Source organism: Virgibacillus sp. Bac332 (assembly GCF_003667785.1).
GTDB classification, from domain to species: domain Bacteria; phylum Bacillota; class Bacilli; order Bacillales; family Amphibacillaceae; genus Virgibacillus; species Virgibacillus salarius.
In genome coordinates this window covers 2,528,929-2,549,115 of the sequence record NZ_CP033046.1, presented here as the reverse complement: position 1 = coordinate 2,549,115, position 20,187 = coordinate 2,528,929, and the positions used below count along the sequence as shown (strand labels likewise).

General features: G+C 37.2%; 20 protein-coding genes. 4 read left to right on the top strand and 16 right to left on the bottom strand.

From position 1 onward, the window contains the following. Positions 1-105: 105 nt before the first annotated feature. Both D9782_RS12050 and D9782_RS12045 read right to left on the bottom strand, forming a co-directional pair. Entirely contained in the window at positions 106-1,101 is a 996-nt protein-coding gene (locus D9782_RS12050) for a lipoate--protein ligase (protein ID WP_026680608.1), read from the bottom strand. 84 nt (positions 1,102-1,185) lie between these two features. After that, a complete protein-coding gene (locus D9782_RS12045; RefSeq protein ID WP_026680607.1) occupies positions 1,186-1,917 on the bottom strand; it encodes an MBL fold metallo-hydrolase in 732 nt (243 codons plus the stop codon). Positions 1,918-2,017: 100 nt separating this feature from the next. On the opposite strand from D9782_RS12045, the gene yhfH reads away from it, so the two are divergent. Further along, the gene (yhfH, locus tag D9782_RS12040) at positions 2,018-2,146 is read left to right on the top strand and encodes a protein YhfH (protein WP_080668645.1); all 129 of its coding nucleotides are present in this window, start codon (positions 2,018-2,020) and stop codon (positions 2,144-2,146) included. Positions 2,147-2,606: 460 nt separating this feature from the next. On the opposite strand, the gene hemY is transcribed toward yhfH, so the two are convergent. The 5 genes from hemY to D9782_RS12015 form a co-directional block, all read right to left on the bottom strand. Then, complete coding sequence (gene hemY / locus D9782_RS12035) at positions 2,607-4,010, bottom strand: protoporphyrinogen oxidase (protein ID WP_121604866.1); 1,404 nt, start codon at positions 4,008-4,010, stop codon at positions 2,607-2,609. Beyond that, on the bottom strand, positions 4,007-4,948 hold the full coding sequence (hemH, locus tag D9782_RS12030) for a ferrochelatase (RefSeq protein WP_026680605.1): 942 nt from the start codon (positions 4,946-4,948) through the stop codon (positions 4,007-4,009). Before hemH ends, hemY begins: the two co-directional genes overlap by 4 nt. A gap of 38 nt (positions 4,949-4,986) precedes the next feature. Next, a complete protein-coding gene (gene hemE, locus D9782_RS12025; RefSeq protein WP_026680604.1) occupies positions 4,987-6,027 on the bottom strand; it encodes a uroporphyrinogen decarboxylase in 1,041 nt (346 codons plus the stop codon). Positions 6,028-6,129: 102 nt separating this feature from the next. After that, complete coding sequence (locus tag D9782_RS12020; protein ID WP_121604865.1) at positions 6,130-8,301, bottom strand: transglycosylase domain-containing protein; 2,172 nt, start codon at positions 8,299-8,301, stop codon at positions 6,130-6,132. A gap of 161 nt (positions 8,302-8,462) precedes the next feature. Then, positions 8,463-8,879 carry a hypothetical protein gene (locus tag D9782_RS12015; RefSeq protein ID WP_026680602.1) on the bottom strand — a complete coding sequence of 139 codons (417 nt, stop codon included), beginning with the start codon at positions 8,877-8,879 and terminating at the stop codon, positions 8,463-8,465. Between the two features lie 250 nt (positions 8,880-9,129). Between D9782_RS12015 and D9782_RS12010 the strand changes: the two genes are divergently transcribed. Next, entirely contained in the window at positions 9,130-9,624 is a 495-nt protein-coding gene (locus D9782_RS12010) for an antibiotic biosynthesis monooxygenase family protein (protein ID WP_026680601.1), read from the top strand. A gap of 584 nt (positions 9,625-10,208) precedes the next feature. On the opposite strand, the gene D9782_RS12005 is transcribed toward D9782_RS12010, so the two are convergent. From D9782_RS12005 to D9782_RS11965, 9 genes are all read right to left on the bottom strand, one after another. Next, a complete protein-coding gene (locus D9782_RS12005) occupies positions 10,209-10,460 on the bottom strand; it encodes a hypothetical protein (RefSeq protein WP_121604864.1) in 252 nt (83 codons plus the stop codon). Between the two features lie 281 nt (positions 10,461-10,741). Further along, positions 10,742-12,409: an IS1182 family transposase gene (locus D9782_RS12000; protein WP_121604863.1), complete on the bottom strand. Its 1,668-nt coding sequence runs from the start codon at positions 12,407-12,409 to the stop codon at positions 10,742-10,744. A gap of 208 nt (positions 12,410-12,617) precedes the next feature. Further along, positions 12,618-13,097, bottom strand: a complete 480-nt coding sequence (locus D9782_RS11995) for a thioredoxin family protein (protein ID WP_026680600.1) — start codon at positions 13,095-13,097, stop codon at positions 12,618-12,620. Further along, entirely contained in the window at positions 13,098-13,532 is a 435-nt protein-coding gene (locus tag D9782_RS11990) for a disulfide oxidoreductase (RefSeq protein WP_026680599.1), read from the bottom strand. A 243-nt stretch (positions 13,533-13,775) separates the two neighbouring features. Then, positions 13,776-14,408 carry a response regulator gene (locus tag D9782_RS11985; protein ID WP_026680598.1) on the bottom strand — a complete coding sequence of 211 codons (633 nt, stop codon included), beginning with the start codon at positions 14,406-14,408 and terminating at the stop codon, positions 13,776-13,778. A gap of 15 nt (positions 14,409-14,423) precedes the next feature. Then, positions 14,424-15,455 carry a sensor histidine kinase gene (locus D9782_RS11980; RefSeq protein ID WP_026680597.1) on the bottom strand — a complete coding sequence of 344 codons (1,032 nt, stop codon included), beginning with the start codon at positions 15,453-15,455 and terminating at the stop codon, positions 14,424-14,426. A gap of 12 nt (positions 15,456-15,467) precedes the next feature. Further along, complete coding sequence (liaF, locus tag D9782_RS11975; protein WP_026680596.1) at positions 15,468-16,199, bottom strand: cell wall-active antibiotics response protein LiaF; 732 nt, start codon at positions 16,197-16,199, stop codon at positions 15,468-15,470. Positions 16,200-16,212: 13 nt separating this feature from the next. Beyond that, entirely contained in the window at positions 16,213-17,451 is a 1,239-nt protein-coding gene (locus D9782_RS11970) for an MFS transporter (RefSeq protein ID WP_026680595.1), read from the bottom strand. A gap of 88 nt (positions 17,452-17,539) precedes the next feature. Continuing rightward, a complete protein-coding gene (locus tag D9782_RS11965) occupies positions 17,540-18,112 on the bottom strand; it encodes a phosphatase PAP2 family protein (RefSeq protein WP_240455730.1) in 573 nt (190 codons plus the stop codon). A gap of 186 nt (positions 18,113-18,298) precedes the next feature. On the opposite strand from D9782_RS11965, the gene D9782_RS11960 reads away from it, so the two are divergent. Together D9782_RS11960 and D9782_RS11955 are read left to right on the top strand one after the other, a co-directional pair. Then, on the top strand, positions 18,299-18,736 hold the full coding sequence (locus D9782_RS11960) for a ferritin-like domain-containing protein (RefSeq protein WP_026680593.1): 438 nt from the start codon (positions 18,299-18,301) through the stop codon (positions 18,734-18,736). 198 nt (positions 18,737-18,934) lie between these two features. After that, positions 18,935-20,110, top strand: coding sequence for an amidohydrolase (locus D9782_RS11955; RefSeq protein WP_121604862.1), 1,176 nt, complete (start codon positions 18,935-18,937; stop codon positions 20,108-20,110). Positions 20,111-20,187 lie beyond the last annotated feature (77 nt).

Genomic DNA, 20,187 nt, shown 5'->3' with positions numbered 1-20,187 from the left:
TTTATGTTTGTGTGGTAACTAACATTATACAGGATTTGGGGAGGTGCTCTAATTTTTATGTCTTTAAAGTCTTGAGCCCCAAGGGCTCTATATTATGAAATTAACTCAATAAATTAAATTAATAAAATCATCTTTAGAAATTTTTCCTAAGTAATGAGATACATCAACATTTGCCAATGCTTCTTCCAGAGCTTGGCGATTATGACGAACACCTACTAACTTTTCTTCCATGACTTTTATTTCACCAATACCAAAGAAATCCCCATAAATTTTACAATTTCCAATGACACCTTTTTTAACATCTAGTCGCACATCAACAAGACCAGCAGGGAATTTATGTGATGCTTGAATGTTGAAGGATGGTGATTTCCCATAGTTCCATTCCCAATTTTGATAGCGCTCACGCGATATTTGATGGACATTTTCCCAATCTTCCTCAGTTAACTCATAGCGCGGAACATCAGCAACATCCTCTACGTCGAATACATGTCGCAGAATAATCTCTTTAAATTCATCAACGGTAATTTTTTTCTCAAGAAATTCTGAAATGTTAGCAACACGACTACGGATTGACTTAATTCCCTTTGACTCAATCTTTTCTTTTTTAACTTTTAATGCAGAAACAACATTTTCTATTTCAGAATCCAGCATAAGTGTACCATGGCTGAACATTTTCCCTTTGGTTGAATACATGGCATTCCCTGAAATTTTCCGACCTTCTACAGTAAGGTCATTTCTCCCTTGTAGTTCAGCTGGCACACCAAGTTTATTTAAAGCATCAACCACTGGTTGTGTAAATTTAGCAAAATTTTGAAAGCTATTTCCATCATCTTTCGTTATGAAGCTAAAGTTTAAGTTACCTTCATCATGGTATACTGCTCCGCCACCTGATAATCTACGGACGACTTTAATGCCGTTATCATCTACATATTGTGTATTTATTTCTTCGATCGTATTTTGATTCCGACCGATAATAATAGATGGAGCATTCACATAAAATAGTAAATATGTATCTTTCTCACCAAAATTTTGCAATACATATTCTTCAAGTGCAAGATTAATTGATGGGTCTGTAATCCCTTTATTGTCAATAAACTTCATCGTTTATACTCCCTTCAACATAAAAATAGGTATTTGGTATAGCTTTAGTTTAATGTAAATAAGAGTAGTAATCAAAAAATAAACCTAGCGCTCCCAAACCAAACCTTCTTTTGCAATTTGTATTACACCTTGATAAATCTGTTCCGCCTCTTCTTTTAATTGATTCTTATCACCGTACTGAGGCAAATGACTTAAAATTAGCTGTTTAACATTAGCTTGTTGTGCAATTGATGCTCCTTCACTACTAGTCATATGCCCTACATTTGTCCCATCTTGTTCCGCATAAAGATTGCAATCTGTAATCAAAAGATCTGCATTCTTCGCAAAATCAATCCAGTCTATATGATAACTAGTGTCTGCTGTATATACAATAACATGTTGACCATCTGTAATACGCATTCCATAACAAGGGACTGGGTGCTTCGTTTTTAGAAAAGTAATGGTAAACGGTCCTACGCTTAAAGGCAATGCTGGGTCATATTCTATTCCCTTTGTAAATGAATGTGTCAATGAATCAAATGCGTCTCTATCCTCTGTATGTGCAAAAATGGGTAATACACGGCCTACTCCTGTTATATAATAGTTGACCAATCTTGCATACTGTAGAACTCCAATATCAGCGATATGGTCGTAATGATAATGAGACAATAGGACAACGTCCAAATCTGAAATTGCTTTAAACTGTTGCAATTTTGATAAAGCTCCACTACCCATATCTAGCACCATGCTATAACCTCTCGTTTCTAGTAAATAGCATGAAGTTGCTCCATTTGGCGCAGGATACCCACCCCAGCAGCCAATAACAGTAAATTTCATAAGCATACACTCCTATTTTTTATTTTGTTGTAACACAGTATTGACTAATTGAATACTGTTATATTACAATGAGTTTAATTCAATCAAGAGGAGGAATCACATGATAAACGTCATGGAGTTTTTTAGAAATCTACCTAAGAAAAAGTGTAGTAAATGTGGTCATGAAATGGTTGAGAAAGCAGATTGCTACGGTAATTTATGTGACGATTGTGATCATCCAGCTAGATAATGTTATCATTTAATTCTTGATAAAGAAATAATCTTTGTAAGTGCTATTTCCATCAGTGGGGGTTTTGCCTTCACCCCCACGTATTATTTACGATACCGTCGACCTTTGTAATGTGGATAAATCAAAATCACCAGAAACCAACAGCTTTAACCTACCATAAAGTGAGTTTTTATTGCCAAGCTATAAGCTCTCTAGCCCCCAGCCAGAGGTTTTCTCCTTAAAACAAAAGCACAAGCGCCTGATTAGAAGCCTAGCGACTGGAGCGAGTCAACGGAGATAGAGCTTGCGAGCCGATGTTGACTTAGATTAGGGCGGTTCGTGAAGTCGCGTAGTTTCTAGGCGCTGGAGCTGGACGAGGCTCAACACGCCCATCTTTATCCACTTGGGCAAATTTTATAATTTCCTAGACTAAAAAAGCCGAATAGAATTTCAGCTTCTATCCGGCCCACTGTATATATGATTACTGTAATAATGATATGACATCTTGTGCGGTTTGCTCACCTTGTTCAATACAATCGGGAATACCAGCCCCATCAAAGGAACATCCTGTTAAAAACACTCCTGGTACATGTTTATTAGCCTCATTACGCACTTCAGAAAGACGCTCCAAATGTCCTACAGTATATTGCGGTCGTGAATTCTTCCATCGAGTAATGACGCGAAACTCTGGCTTTGCTTTAATTTTCATGGTCTTATTTAAATCATTTAAAACAACATCCGTCAATTCATCGTCAGATAAGTCGACTACAGACTCGTCATTTGGTCTCCCTACATAGCACCGTAGTAAGATCTTTCCTTTAGGTGTCGTTGTTGGCCATTTCTTATGCGTCCATGTACAAGCTGTGATTTGATAATCGCTGCTTCTTGACACTAGAAAGCCTGTACCATTAATATCCTTTTTAATAGCTGACTGATCGAATGCTAAAACAACATTTGCTGTAGATGTAGATGGAACAGTAGTAAATGGTTTAAAGAAATCATACTGGCTAAAAATTTTTGGTATTGTAAAATGCGGTGTAGCCATGATGATTGCATCAGCTTTATACACATTTCCATTGCTTAGTAACAAATGGTACCCATGCTCCTTTTTTTCCACATGATCAACAGATGTTTGCAAGGAGATGATGTCGTCGTCAAGTACTTCTTCCAAACGATTCACAAGTGTTTCCAATCCATTTGTAAAGGAAAAGAATACGCCTTCTGGATTTTTCTTTTTACGCTTATCCGCCTTTGGCATCGTTTTCTGCAAGCCCTTTATTACACTACCATATTTTTGCTCCAATTGATAAAAGTTCGGATAGGTTGCCTTTAAACTCATTTGGTCAATATCCCCAGAGTGAATTCCAGATAATAATGCCTCAATTTGATTTACTAATAACTCATTTCCAAATCGACGGCGGAAAAAAGCACCTAGTGATTGATCGTCCTTTTGTTTCCCTTTAGGCAATACCAAATCAAATAACGCGCGAGCCTTACCCTTTGGTGAAATTAACTTAGAAGTGAGTAACGGTCCGATATCCTTTGGAACTCCCATAAACGTTCCTTTAGGCATCTTATGTAATCTATCATTAACCAATATATAGGATTGTCCTGTTGCATTACGGACGATTTGCTCTTGTAACCCTAATTCTTCCACAAGTTTAACAGCAGGCTGTTTTCTGACAAGAAGTGAATCCGGACCTTGTTCAATCGTAAACCCATCACGTCTCAAGGTTTTTATTTTTCCACCTAAGCGGCTATTTGCTTCAATTAGCTTAATCTCATAGGGTAGATTTTTTGCTTTTATCTCTTTTTGTAAATAGTAGGCAGCAGATAAGCCTGTTATTCCGCCACCCACAATTGCAATCGTCTTGGTTGGCTTCATTGTACTTCACGCTTTACTTTTTTCAAAACAACTTCAGACAATGTACGAATGAACTGGGGATGAACATTCGGCATTTCCGGACGATAGTATGTTGCTCCTAGCTCGTCACAAACTACTTTGCATTCATAATCATTATCAAATAGTACTTCTAAATGATCCGCAATAAAGCCGACAGGCGCATAGACAAATGTACGATATCCCTTTTGCTCATAAAGATCTCTTGTTAGATCTTGTACATCAGGTCCAAGCCAAGGATCAGGAGTATTCCCTTCACTTTGCCAACCAATTTCATAATTACGAATACCCGTTTCTTTAGCAATTAACTTCGCTGTTTCTTCTAACTGTTGTGGGTATGGGTCACCATTTTGCAAGATTTTTTCTGGCAGGCTATGTGCTGAAACAATTAGGACTGCTTTTTCACGCTCATCCTCTGTCATTTTATCGTAGACAGCAGATATTTGATCTGCCCAATACTTAATAAATCCTGGCTCGTCATACCAGCTTTCTACAGAAGTAATGGATGTCACGCCATGCTTAGCAGCTTCATCATTCGCTCGTTGATTATAAGATTTAACACTAAAGGTAGAATAGTGAGGAGCTAATACAATGGAAACAGCTTCCTCAATACCATCATTTGCCATTTGCTGTACAGCATCCTCAATGAATGGTTCGATATGCTTTAGACCGATGTAAGCTTTAAATTCAACTTCATCCTGTAAAGCATTTAAATTTTCTTCTAATGCCGCTGCTTGCTGCTCTGTTATTTTTGCTAATGGAGAAATTCCGCCAATTGCTTTGTAACGATCTTTTAAATCCTGTAATGCAGCTTCATCTGGTTTTCTCCCATGGCGAATATGCGTGTAATAACGTTCGATATCCTCCTCTTTATAAGGTGTTCCATAAGCCATTACTAATAATCCCAATTTTTGTTTTCCCATTACCAAGCACCTCTTCATTTAGATTTCTTGCTTAAAGATTATTTGTTCTTTCCTGTATATTCATGAATAAAGGCCGTCAGTTTTTCTAATGTAGCCGGTTTGATATCCGGCGTAACCCCGTGACCAAGGTTAAATACATGATTGCCATCTGCAAGGCCTTCATCCAGAATAGTTTTGGTTTTCGTTTTAATCATTTCCCAATTCGTTAGTAGAATCGTTGGATCAAGATTTCCTTGGACTACTTTGGTTACCCCGATTTGTCTAGCTTCAGCAATTGAGGTACGCCAATCCAAACCAATAACATCCACCGGCAAGTCATTCCATTCAAGTAATAAGTGCCGTGCACCAACCCCAAAAATGATTAGTGGTACTTGATGCTTTCTCAACTCGGAGAAAATACGCGTCATTACTGGTTTTATAAACACACGATAATCAGCAGCATTTAAGTTACCTACCCAGGAATCGAAGATTTGAATAACTCGAGCTCCCGCTTCAACCTGGGCATCCACATACGCTATCACCATATCTGATAGTTTGTCCATTAAAGCAAACCATGCATCTGCTTGCTGATACATGAATGCTTTCGTTTTATTGTAATTTTTAGAAGGTCCGCCTTCGATCATATAACTAGCTAACGTAAACGGGGCACCGCTAAATCCAATTAAAGGCACATCTAGCTGCTCTTCTGTCAATAGGCGAATTGTGTCCAACACGTATGGAACATCTGCTTTCGGATTAATTGCACCAAGCTTTTCTACATCATGAAAAGATGTAATTGGATTATGAATAACTGGACCAATTCCCGATTTAATTTCAACATCGACGCCAATAGCAGGTAATGGCGACATAATATCTTTATATAAAATCGCAGCATCCACGCCATAATTTTCAACGGGCAATCTAGTAACATAGGCACATAATTCTGGTTGATGCGTAATTTCAAATAATGAATACTTCTCCTTTAGAGCCCTGTATTCTGGTTGGGATCTCCCCGCCTGACGCATAAACCAAGCTGGTGTATAATCGGTAACTTCCCCCTTATATGCGCGAATTATCGTATCATTTATTTTCTTTGACATACCATCCATCCTTTTCACGTACTTCATTAGCCACTAATAACTATATCGATTAATAGTAAACCTGTATAGTAATGCTTACTGATTGTCATGAATTTGTCTAAATTACCACGTTAATTGTACTGATTTAGAGCGTTTACCTTCTACTTTTGTTAATGGGTTATAAGGAACAATATAATACCTTTTCGATCTAAATAATGCGTCATCGATCGTAAATTCTGTAACACCTTCAACTTCGCCAATTCGCTCATCTATGCCAGCTTTATCACGGTAAATTCGATAGATGACACGTTTATCCGTAGACCCCTCCCATGTCAGCTTACCCCTTACTAGTGATATACTCCCAAAGGAATAACTAGCTTGTAAATTCTTGATTTCAGGGAGGACTATCGGCTTCGGAACAGCTGTAACCTTTTCTGGTTTTGTAAATGACTGGACAAGTGAATCCTGTTTATCCAACTCCGTTAAAATGCTTTTTACAAGCCTTGTTGGGTATTCACTACCACCAGTTAAGTAATGCTCCTTATCCGATTTATCATATCCCATCCATAATGCCATGACGTATTCTGGTGTATAACCGGCAAACCACGCATCTTTTGTCTTTCCTTTGACTTGCAAATGTTGTGTCGACCCTGTCTTTCCAGCTAATGCTTTAGAAAAATCTCCAGCACTTGCAGTTCCACTGGCCACTGTTTCTATAAGCATCTCCGTCATGTTCCAGGCAACCTGGGAATCAAACACTTTCGTAGACTTTGGCTTAGCATGGAATAATAGCTTTTGATTACGATTATAGATACGGTCTATCGCATTCGATTCGATCACTTTTCCTTTCCGTGGAAAAACGCTATAGCTTTCCATTAGCTCAATGGGGGTTATTCCCTCCGTCAGTCCTCCTAAGGCAATTGCAAGTCCTTCATCCTTTATAGAAAGGTTTAGTTTGCTTAAATATTGCTTAGCATTTGTGATGCCAATCTCATTTAAAAGCCAAACAGCCGGTGCATTTTTTGAGTGAATGACTGCATCATAAATAGAAACAGCTCCTTCATAATTGTCGTCATAATTTTTGGCCGTATAACCATCATAATCAATTTCTTGATCTGGTATAAGTGTATAAGGCTGAAATTTTTCTTTTTGCATCATAGCTGGTCCATATACTGCAATAGGCTTCATCGTCGAACCTGGTTGTCTTGATACTGTAGCACGGTTCAGGTCACCTAGTTGATAATCTCTACCTCCGATAATGGATACGATCTTTCCGGTTTTCTGCTCCATCATAGCAAAGGCTCCTTGTGTACCAGCAGTATTACCTGGGAAATAATTCTCGTTTTTAAACTGATCATATGCTACTTTTTGTGCAGTATCATTCATATTTACAATAATTCGATAGCCTCCGCGCTTCAGTTCTTCCAATGATAGATCATGCTCAGCTGCGGCTTCTTTCATGACAAAGTCAACATAGCTCGCAGCCCATGGTTTTGGATCCCATTTATTCACATCTAACCCAAGAGATCTCTGTTCCTCTTTAACGCGCTGTTCTGTAGTAATTACACCTGCATCCTCCATCGATCTTAAAACAGTATTACGTCTATCCTTAGCCTTGTCAGGGTGGTTTATTGGAGAATACCCATTTGGTGCCTTAGCAAGCCCTGCCAGCAAAGCTCCTTCGGCAATCGTTAATTCTTCAATTGGTTTGGAAAAGTAATAATTTGCAGCAGTTGCTACACCATATACCCCTTGTCCAAAATAAATTTCATTTAAGTACAATTCAAGAATGCGTTCCTTAGGAAGTGTTTGTTCTAGGTAAACAGCTGCCATCACTTCTTTCGTCTTACGTAACCATGTTTTATCATTCGTGAGAAACAGGTTCTTAGCAAGCTGTTGTGTGATGGTGCTAGCTCCTTCCACTTTACTCATTGCAATAATATCTTTGTATATCGCCCGAAACACAGAACGGAAATCGACACCAGCATGACCATAAAACCGCTTATCTTCAATCGAAATAAACGCCTCTTGAACATGCTTTGGGATATCAGCAAGTGAAGCAAGGGTGCGGTTCTCATTGTATAATCGACCTATGATTTCTCCATCCTCAGTTTCAATCGTAGTTGTAGCATTTAATAAAAATTTCTCATCATCAACTACTAGCCTACCTGCAAATACAATGGCAGCAAAACTTAAGAATCCAATAAAAATAATAAATAGACAGCTATAAAGTATTACCTTTAATTTACGAACAAGGTGGGAACGCTTGGACTTCCTTCTTTCTATTCTGCTCATTTGTTCACCTCTACACATTCACACCTACATTATACGACACAAATCTACAATCTTAAAGTTTTATACTTCATATTAATTAATAATTATTTCAAATAGATTCTAAAGAAAGATTTATGTGAATGCAAACAAAAAACAACCCCTATAGCAAAGCAGAGTTTGTTTTAATCACGATTAAAGATTAACTGATTTGTTAGATAACCATTATTTATAATTTCTTCTAAAATTTTCTCCTTCACTGATTCTTCTACTTTATATTCTGTCCAAACATTTATCTCAAGCTCTTTAGCTTGTAGTGATATTAGTTCAACAGAAATCTTAGCTTTGGAAAGATGCATGTCGATGATGGCAGTTACATCAGCTTGTGCTGCTTGAGTTATTTTCTCAATATCATATGCATCACTAATTTTTTTGTCGGCGATATTCTCACCAACATAAAACAATAATTCAGGTTCACTGACCTCATATGCAGTAGCATGATACGCTCCATGCATCACATCAAAAGAAAGTTCTTTAATAAGGAAGTTGCTATCGTATTTAGCTTCTAAATAATCCCTAAAACTAGCTTTGGCATTGGCCATCCCCCATGGTGTTCCATGAGCAACAAAAAATAAGACATATAGATAAAACCAAAAGAATGGTGACCGTAATTAACACGTTTTTAGAAAGTTTCATAGTGCTTCCACCTTTCCTAGTGTATAGCATAGCATATTTTCTAAATTGACAAATATTTATTTTCCACGTGTAAGATTTAATAAGAAAAGATATTGACTAACTAGTATCTGTATAGGGTATGATGACTATAAGAGCATTCAAGAAAGGGGAAATATAATGAAAGCTTTTATGACTAATGGAACTGCAGATTTTCTAAAGAAGCTTGAAGAAAAACATACGGATAAACAACTTTGGATCATGAGTTCAAATTCAGGATCACTTGCCTATTATGAAGATGAAAAGAAAAGCATATTTGCATCAGGAAGAGAATACGACATTCTAATCCACAAAGGAAATTTACAGGAAGAGGGATATGTCGTTATGAATAATATTCCAGTAACGGAAGAGGGGCAGCCAGTATTCGAGGATCGTTTTAAAAAACGTAAACACGAAGTAGACATGATGCCTGGCTTTCAAGCATTCCGGTTGTTAAAGCCCAAAAAAGGGAATACGTACGTTGTATTCACACAATGGAAGTCAGTACAAGATTTTGAAAACTGGAAAAACTCGGATCAGTTTAAGCAATCCCATAAAGGACAATCAACAAAACCACCGGCTTATTTCGCAGATAGACCATTCCTTACTACGTATCATATGTTAAGTGACGAATAAGGATATACTAAACTGGGGAGGTCTCAGAAGATGCATTTTCAACACAGTTGGAATAAAATACCTTTCTATGGACAGTTATTCAGCATCCTCGTGAGGTCACGAATTCCGGGGATTTTTACACGATTGCCTTTCCCATAGTAGGTTGGACATATTCTATGCCCATATGAACACTTGTAGATTCCCTCGTTATAATCCGTAATTAATGGAACTTCCTCTATGTTGTCTTTGCTTAGATACCTTTGATATTCACAACCATTATTGGGGATAAACAAAACACCTAATGATGGAAGTTTCACTTTATACAGTAATTTTCAAGAATAGTCGTTTCTGAATCCGCAGCGAATATACACTGCTTTTGTCGATACGGACCTTTCTCTAAAGTTTATAGCACATATTCTATGTACCACAAGGGTGACCTAAAAGCCTTTAAACCAATCGAACATTTACTGGCAGCCGCCCCCACTTACCTATATTGAGATTTCTCCTTATTACTTGAAGTGGGGGATTACTGCCAGCTATATGTGGAATACAGCCTCTTTCTAAACCATAAGAAAAACGGAGCAAAATTCGCTCAGTCCTTATCACTAAATGCTCAGATTTACGCTTCCTCTAGTAGCTATTATGGAATAATAGCTACTGCTTGCTTGACCACCACTCCGGCTTGCCCACTTCCCTTTCCGTGGGGTTTGTCCTTCAGCTAACTTTTTTAGCAAAACCCGCTCAAAAAAGTGGATCTTCAGGTCAAACATTTCCCACAGGAGTTGAAGCGACCGGCCTTCGCTATTATCAGGCTCTACAACGCTAGCATGAAGTAACACAGCTGTTTTTATACTCACGGATAGCGATTTTCACTTTACCCATTGTAAAAAAAGTCAACCTATTTCTTATGACAAGAATTGTTGCACTTTCTCATAGCGGAGACTAATTACGTAGACTCCTGCGGGATTAGCGCGAGCCGAAAATCCACTTTGCAACGTGTTCTTCTTTGCAAAGTTAGTTGAGGCCGTGCCCGTGGAAAGCGAAGTAATTAGTCGGAGCATTGCCCAATATACATCAAACATTTCAAAATAACTACTTGGCTTAACCAGTCATTGCACTGATTTTATACTTTCTTAACTTATAAGAAAGGGGCTGGGACATAACTAGCCCTTATGAAGTTAAAAAAGATTCCAGTTATCAAAAAATGATAGCTGGAATCTTTTTTGTTATAATTTAGGCTTGTATTTTGCCTGAAGGCGGTGTACTTTCTTAAATTCACCGCCATAAAGGCGAATCCTAATTCATTTTCCACTTTCGATTTGCCTCTCACTGACATACGAGTGAAACGCAAATTAGCCTTCAAAAATCCGAAGACAGGTTCTACATCTATTTTACGTTTTCCATAGATTTCTCCCGTTTCTTCTTTTGAAAGCTGCTCTCTTATATATGCTTTTTGCTGTTCCCAATGGGCATTATAGAAAATCTTACGATTTCCTTTTGCTTTGGTACAATGAACGCGTAATGGACATCCCGAACAATCTTCACATTCATAGACACGAAAGGTTCGTTTAAATCCGGCTTTATCTGTTCGATTCGATAGATATTGAAAAGGTACCTTCTTTCCGTTTGGGCAAGTAAAGAAGTCGCTGTCTGAATCATAGTCCCAGTTTGACACATAAAAAGGATTTTCTTTATATTTCTTTTTCTTTTCCATCCGATAGGAATTATACGTAATGAGTGGAGTTCTATTTCGATGTAATACCTCACTATAATTTTGTTCACTACCATAACCGGCGTCAGCGACAATATACTTGGGTAACTTGAAGTACCTTTCTTCAATATTCTTGAGGAAAGGAATAAACGTGCGAGTATCCGTAGGATTTGGAAATACATCATAAGCTAATGTGTACTGGCCTTCGGTCGCAATTTGTACATTATAACCCGCCTTAAGTTGGCCATTTTTCATATAGTCATCTTTCATTCTCATAAAAGTGGCATCATGATCCGTCTTAGAATAACTATTGCGGTTGCCAAAGATCTCCATATCATTTTGATATTTCTGTTTACGAATTACATAGTCTTGGAATTGTTTACGGTATTGCTTGGGTTCTTTTCGCATAGAACGGAGTTGTTTGCGATCTTTTGCTTTTTCACTTTCCTCGATTTCTTGATCGTATTTCTTCACTTTTTCATCTAGTTTTTTTACTACTTCATTGAGTTCTTCCGTTGAAATTTCATCAGAACTTTCTCTTTCTATTTCGGGGATAATTTCTTTTTCCAGTAGCTCCTCATACATTTGATTCGACTTCTCTACTAAATCGGAGCTGTATTTTTCAATGGATTTTTTCCATACAAAAGTGAACTTATTGGCATTCGCTTCTAATTTCGTGCCGTCAATAAAAATGGCCTCTTCTTCAATTGCCTTCTCTTCAACAAGTTGACAGCGAAATAGGACAAAACATTGGCGTAGTAACTCTTTTACTTCGGGATGAACACGGAATCGATTGATGGTACGATAGCTCGGCTCATAACCCTGTGCTAGCCACATCATCCGTACACTATCTTTAAGTAAGCCTTCTATTTTTCTGCCAGAAAAAACAGTTTGGGTATAGGCACATAAGATAATCTTCATCATCATTCGAGGATGGTATGCAGGACAACCTGTTTCGCGCAAAAATCCCACAAATGATTCTTCTGGGATATGTTCTACAATATGGTTAACCGCATAGGCGATATCATTTTCTTGTAATTTCATTTCAAAATCTAAAGGCAAAACGACTTGATTCATGGTATAATGTTTAAACATAAGGGATACCTCCGGTTCTGTTTGGGTGTGATTACTTTAACTTTACCAGAAGGTATCCCTTTTGCGTACATAAATCTCAAAAAAAGTGGTACTTACCAAATTATTGGCGAGTACCACTTTTTATTTTACTGGGTTTTGTCCCAGCCCCTCTCGTTTACTAATTTTTTATAACTGTTAAACCATGATTATGAAAAAAATACATGACTTACTAGTTTTTTACATATTGATCAAAAAACGATTGAAAATTTTCTTCCCCTTTATCTCCTACAATACGAGCTACTTCTTTACCACCTTCGAAATGAATTAAGGTTGGAGTTGATTCTATTCCATACGCACTCCACTGATCATTAAATTCACGAAGATTCATTTTTTTCATATCCACGTTATTATCTTCAGCCAATGGCACAAGATAAGGCGTTGTATTCTGACAATGTACACATAATGGATCATAAAAATAGACAGTAACTGGATCGCCACTCTCCACCTTTTGACTTAAGTCATCTGGTAGAATTTGATTCCCGTAATTTGGATCATCTAACTGATCAATTGTCCCTTGATGAAGCTCCTTGTCACCATAAGGATTTTCATTTGACTCAACCGTTTTATTATTTTTATAATCAATAACAAAATATAGACCGGCAAATAATAGTACGATAACGCCAATAAATACTAGCATTTTTTTCTTCACTTATTTCATCTCCTTTTGCTCTTTCCATAAAATAAGGTGTAACACAAAAATAATGATGAATGCAGTACCTGCTAAAAACGGTATGGATACAAAACCAAAGTAGTTTACATAAGTAAGGTTACACGGAACAAGACCACAAGCTCCTCCTGTATCCTGCAATGCTGGTAACTTTTGCACCAAATAGTGGTAGGTTGAAACAAACATTCCAATTCCACTCATAATTAATCCGGGCAAAGCAATGGAAAGGTCTTTCTTTACTGCTGCAACACCATAGATAATGACTAATGGATACATTAATATGCGCTGAAACCAGCAAAGCTCACACGGTTCATAGTTCATAACTTCTGAAAAAAATAAGCTTCCTAGCAGTGCAATAAAAGCCTGAGCCCAAATAAGTAATAATAAATTCTCTGCTCTTTTAGAAATTTTCCCCATCGAAGAAGTCCTTTCTTTTTTGATAGGATCGACACCAAAATACTGTTCTTTATAAGTAAGCACCCTTTAAAAGCACAACAGTGGATAATATGCAGTCAAGGAACTATAAAGTCAGTCTTATCGCACTATCGAATACTATCCTATTAGTTTACTACATATGTATTATACAAATCTAGGGGGTGAATGACAAAAGGCTAGCTTAAAATCACTCCTATTCTGTGACAATTTTATGAAATTTGCTAGTTAATTACCTGACAAATGATTACGATGAACATACACAGCAGCTTGTGTACGATCATGGACCTCTAGTTTAGATAAAATATTACTCACATGTGTCTTTACCGTTTTAATACCAATAAATAATTTCTCACTAATTTCTTGATTGGTCATTCCATTGCCAATACATAATAACACCTCTAATTCACGTTCTGTTAATTCATCATGCCGTTTTTTTTCAACAGAACGAAAGCTCGACATCATTTTTCCAGCTACTTTCGGCTCAATCACTGTTTCACCTGCAGCAGCCTTTTTAATTGCGTCCGTAATCTCAGTAGCTGAAGATGTCTTTAATAGATAGCTAAAAGCACCTGCTTCTAGTGCTGGAAATACCTGCTCATCATCATAGTAACTTGTCAAGATAATGATCCTACATGGAGGATTCGTAGCCATGATTTTCTGTGTGGCATCAATACCAGTTCCATCCTCCATAATTAAGTCCATTAACACGACATCTGGCTTGGTTTCACGAATAAGTTCTACTCCTTCATTACCACTTGAAGCTTCCCCTACTACATCTATAGCATCGTCTGTTTGCAAATATGCAGTTAATCCCTTCCTCACGATTTCATGATCGTCTACAACAACCACTCGTATCATCGCCTCATTCCCCCTTTAACACGGAATTCGAATATCAATGTAAGTTCCTTCTTGTAAATTAGAACGAACAGAGAATGTCCCTCCTAGCTCTTCACTACGCTCTTTCATTGTTTTTAATCCATAGGATGTTTTTCTTTCATGTAATACATCAAAGCCTTTTCCGTTATCACGAACATGCATAAATAACTCATTGGATCGTTTCGCAATATCAATACGTACTTCGGTTGCATTTGCATGACGCAAGATATTTGATAATGATTCTTGAACTATTCGGAAAACTTGTTCTTCAATTGTTGAAGAAACCGATAACTGATTAGGAATACTAATATGGAATTCAATATTGCTTTTCTGTTGTAATTCATTTATTAATTTAGAAATACCATCTGACAATGACTCTCCAGAAAGGTATACGGGACGTAAGTGCAATAACAATGCACGCATTTCTGCCTGTGATTGAAGTGCGGCTTTAGACACTTCAATCATTTGTGTTTTTGCTTTTTCTGGGTGTTTGTCAAATTGCTTAATCGCCGCTTCCGATAACATCGTTAACGCAAATAGCTGTTGACTGACTGCGTCATGCAAATCTCTAGCAATTCGCTGCCTTTCCTCTATAACAGCTGCTTTATGTGCTGATTTAGCAAATTCAGACTTTTCATCCGCCATTCGTTGTAAGGAACGTACTTGATTTTGTAATTTTTCACCGAGCTCATTCATTTCATTACCAATACGCGTAATCTCGTCTCCTTCGTTAAAATAAACTTTTGTCGTATAATTACCATTAGCAAATTGGGTGATTTGTACAGAAAGATAGTCAAAACGATCCTTAACATCTCCACCAGACTTAAACCCTGCATATACCGAAATAATTAGTGCTAATCCAATATATAACGAGATAAATAAAAATATACTTGCAGCAGATAACCAATTTGGATGAAATAATACATAGATAGAGAGTAATATAGATAAAATCGTTACACATGTTAGAAACAATCCATATATATGTGAACGAATATAACTGTAACGAATACTAGCAAACCGCTGATTCATGTGGTTAACCTCCTACACATAATCTATTCGAATCGATCCAGCTTTTAATTTGATATTAAAGTCAATTTTTCGAAGGGATGTATCATAAGCTTTTGTTTCATAGGTTAAGGAACGATTAATCCCCTCTGCCGTTTGACCAATAACATTTACTTCCCCTGCCTTCACAGAAGCGTACACCTTGAACTCAACACTTTCAGGCATTAGAATTGTTACATCACCTGCGAGTGAATGAATGGTTATCGGTATTTCTTTATCTGGAATAAATGCCTTGGAAAAGTCAAAGTAGAAATCACCAGCCCAGTTACTTAGCTTCATTGGCTCTACTTTCCAATTCTGATTAATAAATTCATGACTACCAAACGAAAACATAGAGGTATGATCCCCATGATCTCCTTTATATTCAACCTTCATTTTTTTTCTACCTACAAGCATAAAGCCAATATAAATAATTAATAATGGCCATAACTTAAATATATCCCCAAATGTAAAGGAAATGATTTCGAATCGATCCAATAGAAGTAACGTTCCGAATAGGATAAAAAAGGAGCCAAAGATCCAGCTCCCCCCAATTTTTTTTAAAAAATCAAATAACCACTTTAATCCAATTACGATGAAAAATATTGGATAAATATATGACCAAGCCAAAGAAAAATTGAAATGAATTACTCCAATATTAGCTAATACGAGCATGACGCCTATTGCAATGAAAGTAATCGCAATAAAATAGCGCACCATATTTTTCATTCTGTTCACCCTTTTATGAAGAGATTAATGTTCGTAGTTTCTTGTTCTTTAAATTATATATGGCAATGAACATAACGACGATTCCACTGACGATAATAATTGTCTGTATCGACACGCCGACAGCAATTAATAATGATGTAATAACATAAGAGATTGGAACAAGTCCTGTTGATACAGTCATTAATAGACTCATCATTCTGCCAAGCATTCGTTTCTCCGTCGACTTTTGTAAAATCGTCATGATTGGTATGTTTACTAATTGTAAAAGGAATGCCAGGCTAGCAACTAAGCCAGCAGTTAGGTAAAGATAGGATGACATACCGATAGAAGTATAGATAACTCCTAATACGATTAAACTAATAATGACAGTTAATCCCTGCTTTTTTAGCTTTATCGATGCTAGGAAAATAGCACCAATCAATGCACCTATCCCCATTGCTGTTTGTACAGTGGCCAAGCTAATTGCATTACCAGCAAAAATGTCCTTTACAATGATAGGCATCCCTATTGAAAATGGCCCTGTAAAAAAGAAGTTCAAGAAGAATGCAGTAAAAACAATGGACATAATCAGTTCATTTTTTCTAGCGTAGGAGAAGCCTTCCTTTAAATCCTCCAACGGTGTCTTCTTCTCCCCTGTCGCGTCCGCTTGCTTCAATCGCATAAATAATACAGTCAAAGAAGCGATAAGTAACATGACAAATGCTACAGAAAAAACGCCTTTAAACCCAAGTAACGCTATTAATGTTCCGCCTAGTGCAGGTCCTAAAATCGGGCTAATCTGTGTCGTCATTTGAATAAGAGAATTACCTCGCTGTAACTGCTCTTTTTCCAAGATCATTGGCGTTAGTGAATTAATAACTGGGTAACTAAAAGCATCGGAAATGCCAAATAATGCAGCAAGCACAATTAAGTGCCATACGGTGACCGCATCCATAAATAAAAATAATAGTAAAACGAAAATTAAAATTGCCCTTGTAAAATCAGAAATAAATAAAATCGTACGCTTATTAAAGCGATCTGCTACTATTCCTCCAACTGTCAATAATAATAACCGTGGTACAGAGGCTGCGAAGAATAACATCCCAAAATAAAATCGATTGTCATCTAATGAGAGCATAAGCCATTCTGCACCAATTAAATAGACATAATATCCTGGTGCAGAAAACAATGATCCAATAAATAATAATATAAAATTACGATTTTTAAATATCGGTAAACCTTCTTGTTGATTTTGTTGTACTGTAGCATCCATTGAAAAAACTCCCCCTCGTCAAATTCGAACTATTCTTAACTTACTTATATTTATAAACGAGAGAAACCTTCCAAAGGATGCTTTTAATTCAGCCTCGAGACGGATAACAGCGTTTCTTTTGTAACCACTGGTAGAGATTAATACTCACTAGTAAACAAAGAAAACCAATAAGAAACCCAGCGAGCACATCTGTTAAATAATGGACATTAATAATATAACGGCTTATTCCTATTAAAAATATGAGCATAGCAAAGAAAAATTCAATGATAAACCGCCTCTTGGACGATTGTAATCGTTGAGATAGAAAATAAGCGCATAAACCATAACAAACCATCGGTATCATGGCATGGCCTGAAGGGAAACTATGACCTTCTGCATTTGCGGCAACTAATATGCTAGGTCTTTCTCTATCAACAAGATGTTTGATCGCAACGTTTATGTAATGCGTTAAGAGTGTGCCACCACTAAGTATTACAGCTGGTAACCAATCCTGATAGAGGAACCAAAATACAACTGCCATAATAATCACGAATGGAATAGTGAATGGCCAAGAGCCTAAATCTGTAAGAAAACGGAAAACCTCATAAAGTATGGAATCTTCTTCTAATCCGATGACAGGATCCCTTGTCCATTGGTCTAGATAAGGAAGTTTATGATTCATGATTTGATATATCCACCAACCGTTAATACACAGAGCTATCATTAAAAGTAGAAGGATATATTTACGGCTATACTGCATGCTTATCCCTCCTATTTCTATTTATAATACATGAAAATAGGTTTTAAAAAAACCAGATAGGGAAATGTATCTATAGAACAAACAAATTTTATAAAGGGTGAGTAATAAATGGAAAAAGAACTACAATTATTAATCGATGGACTAAATGAAGACTTATCGCATGAATATGCAGCTGTCATACAGTATACTTATAGTGCTTCCGTTGTATACGGATTATACCGCTCAGCCCTCAAGCCTTTCTTTGAAGCAGAAATCAATGATGAATTAGGTCATGCTTTATATTTGTCTGAGAAAATAAAATCACTTGGAGGTAATCCGACAACAAAAGCTGCAGATATTCCTCAGCCTACGGAAGTAAAGGATTTATTAGAAGCCACACTTCAATCAGAGGCTGCTACCATTGAACGATATGAAAAACGTAAAAAGCAAGCGGAGAATTTAGGTTATACGGAGCTAGTTGTTAAGCTTGAGGATCTAATTACTGACGAAACACAACATAAAGAGGAAATTGAGCGTCTATTAGCTGACCCTCGATTAGCATCATAAATAAACAGTTTGCTTTCGGAACAAAATTTATTAGCGATTAACCCCTACCTCAAATGAAATGGAGGTAGGGGTTTTTCTCTATATGTATTTACATATATCCGTCCATACATGAAATTATCCTCAATTTTCATGTATACATGCCTAATAAATATTTTTCAATGTTATAATAAGTGAAAAAACATCGAGGAGGTCTTTTGCTTGTTAGAAAAAGTCCATCAGTCCATTGATCAGCTCTATTCAGAAATGGTTCATATACGTAGACATTTGCATCAGTATCCAGAGGTTTCTTTTCAAGAAACAAAAACCGCTGCATTTATTGCTAATTATTATAACGAGCTAGGTATTCCTTGTGACACAAACGTAGGGGGAAACGGTGTAATCGCAACCCTGAAGGGGAAAAAGGCAGGCAAAACGATCGCGTTACGTGCTGATTTTGATGCACTCCCTATTCAAGATGAAAAGGATGTTCCCTACAAATCCAAAGTTGATGGTGTCATGCACGCTTGTGGGCATGACGGCCATACCGCTACCTTACTAATACTGGCAAAGGTTATGAAAGAATATCAAGATCAACTTCCAGGAACCATTGTATTTTTACATCAGCATGCAGAGGAATATGCACCAGGTGGAGCTAAGCCAATTATTGAATCAGGAGCCATAGATCACGTCGATGCGGTATTCGGCACCCATTTATGGGCAACAACACCTGTTGGTGTTCTGCAGACTTCCAAACAAGCATTTATGGCAGGAACGGATCGATTCGAGATTATTATTCAAGGAAAAGGTGGTCACGGGGCTTACCCACATGAAACAAAGGATGCGATTGTGATCGGCTCTCATTTAATTACTCAGCTTCAACAAATAGTAAGTAGACGTGTAGATCCATTAGATACGGCAGTTGTAACTGTAGGCGTATTTGAGGCTGGTGAGGCCTTTAATGTCATTGCAGACAAAGCAAAGATTGTTGGCACTGTACGCTATATTAATCCCGAACTCCAAGACAAGATTATTGAGGATATGAAATGCATTATAAACGGAGTATGTATAAGCAGTGAAGCAACCTACTCCTTTAACTATGTGAAAGGCTATCCTCCGCTTATTAATCATGCAAAAGAAGCTGAATTAGTTCTGCGAATTGCCAAGAAAGATATTGAGGATATTTATAAAGCAGAGGAAATTAATCCGTCTATGGCAGGAGAGGATTTCGCTTATTACCTCATGGAAAAGCCTGGAGCCTTTTTCTTTACCGGTGCGCAAAAGCATGCAGATCCTTATCCACACCATCATCCTAAATTTGATATTGATGAGAGATCCATGCCGATTGCTGCAAAAACACTCATTCAAGCCTACTTTGCTTATCAGGAACAGGAATAATTACAATTAAGGATTTTATCTCTCAAAGAGCTTGGAACGATGCCGCAACCTAAAATATAATCGTTTTCCACCGGCAG

Bases quoted from the DNA above. Each gene is read 5' to 3' on its own strand.
- D9782_RS11970 (WP_026680595.1), bottom strand. From the start codon at position 17,451: ATGGATGCTACAGTACAACAAAATCAACAAGAAGGTTTACCGATATTT.
- D9782_RS12000 (WP_121604863.1), bottom strand. From the start codon at position 12,409: ATGTTTAAACATTATACCATGAATCAAGTCGTTTTGCCTTTAGATTTT.
- D9782_RS12045 (WP_026680607.1), bottom strand. From the start codon at position 1,917: ATGAAATTTACTGTTATTGGCTGCTGGGGTGGGTATCCTGCGCCAAAT.
- D9782_RS11960 (WP_026680593.1), top strand. From the start codon at position 18,299: ATGGAAAAAGAACTACAATTATTAATCGATGGACTAAATGAAGACTTA.
- D9782_RS11980 (WP_026680597.1), bottom strand. From the start codon at position 15,455: ATGAATCAGCGGTTTGCTAGTATTCGTTACAGTTATATTCGTTCACAT.
- hemY (WP_121604866.1), bottom strand. From the start codon at position 4,010: ATGAAGCCAACCAAGACGATTGCAATTGTGGGTGGCGGAATAACAGGC.
- D9782_RS12050 (WP_026680608.1), bottom strand. From the start codon at position 1,101: ATGAAGTTTATTGACAATAAAGGGATTACAGACCCATCAATTAATCTT.
- D9782_RS11990 (WP_026680599.1), bottom strand. From the start codon at position 13,532: ATGGGGAAAATTTCTAAAAGAGCAGAGAATTTATTATTACTTATTTGG.
- hemH (WP_026680605.1), bottom strand. From the start codon at position 4,948: ATGGGAAAACAAAAATTGGGATTATTAGTAATGGCTTATGGAACACCT.
- D9782_RS12015 (WP_026680602.1), bottom strand. From the start codon at position 8,879: ATGGCCAATGCCAAAGCTAGTTTTAGGGATTATTTAGAAGCTAAATAC.
- liaF (WP_026680596.1), bottom strand. From the start codon at position 16,199: ATGAAAAATATGGTGCGCTATTTTATTGCGATTACTTTCATTGCAATA.
- D9782_RS12010 (WP_026680601.1), top strand. From the start codon at position 9,130: ATGAAAGCTTTTATGACTAATGGAACTGCAGATTTTCTAAAGAAGCTT.
- D9782_RS12020 (WP_121604865.1), bottom strand. From the start codon at position 8,301: ATGAGCAGAATAGAAAGAAGGAAGTCCAAGCGTTCCCACCTTGTTCGT.
- D9782_RS11985 (WP_026680598.1), bottom strand. From the start codon at position 14,408: ATGATACGAGTGGTTGTTGTAGACGATCATGAAATCGTGAGGAAGGGA.
- hemE (WP_026680604.1), bottom strand. From the start codon at position 6,027: ATGTCAAAGAAAATAAATGATACGATAATTCGCGCATATAAGGGGGAA.
- yhfH (WP_080668645.1), top strand. From the start codon at position 2,018: ATGATAAACGTCATGGAGTTTTTTAGAAATCTACCTAAGAAAAAGTGT.
- D9782_RS11965 (WP_240455730.1), bottom strand. From the start codon at position 18,112: ATGAATCATAAACTTCCTTATCTAGACCAATGGACAAGGGATCCTGTC.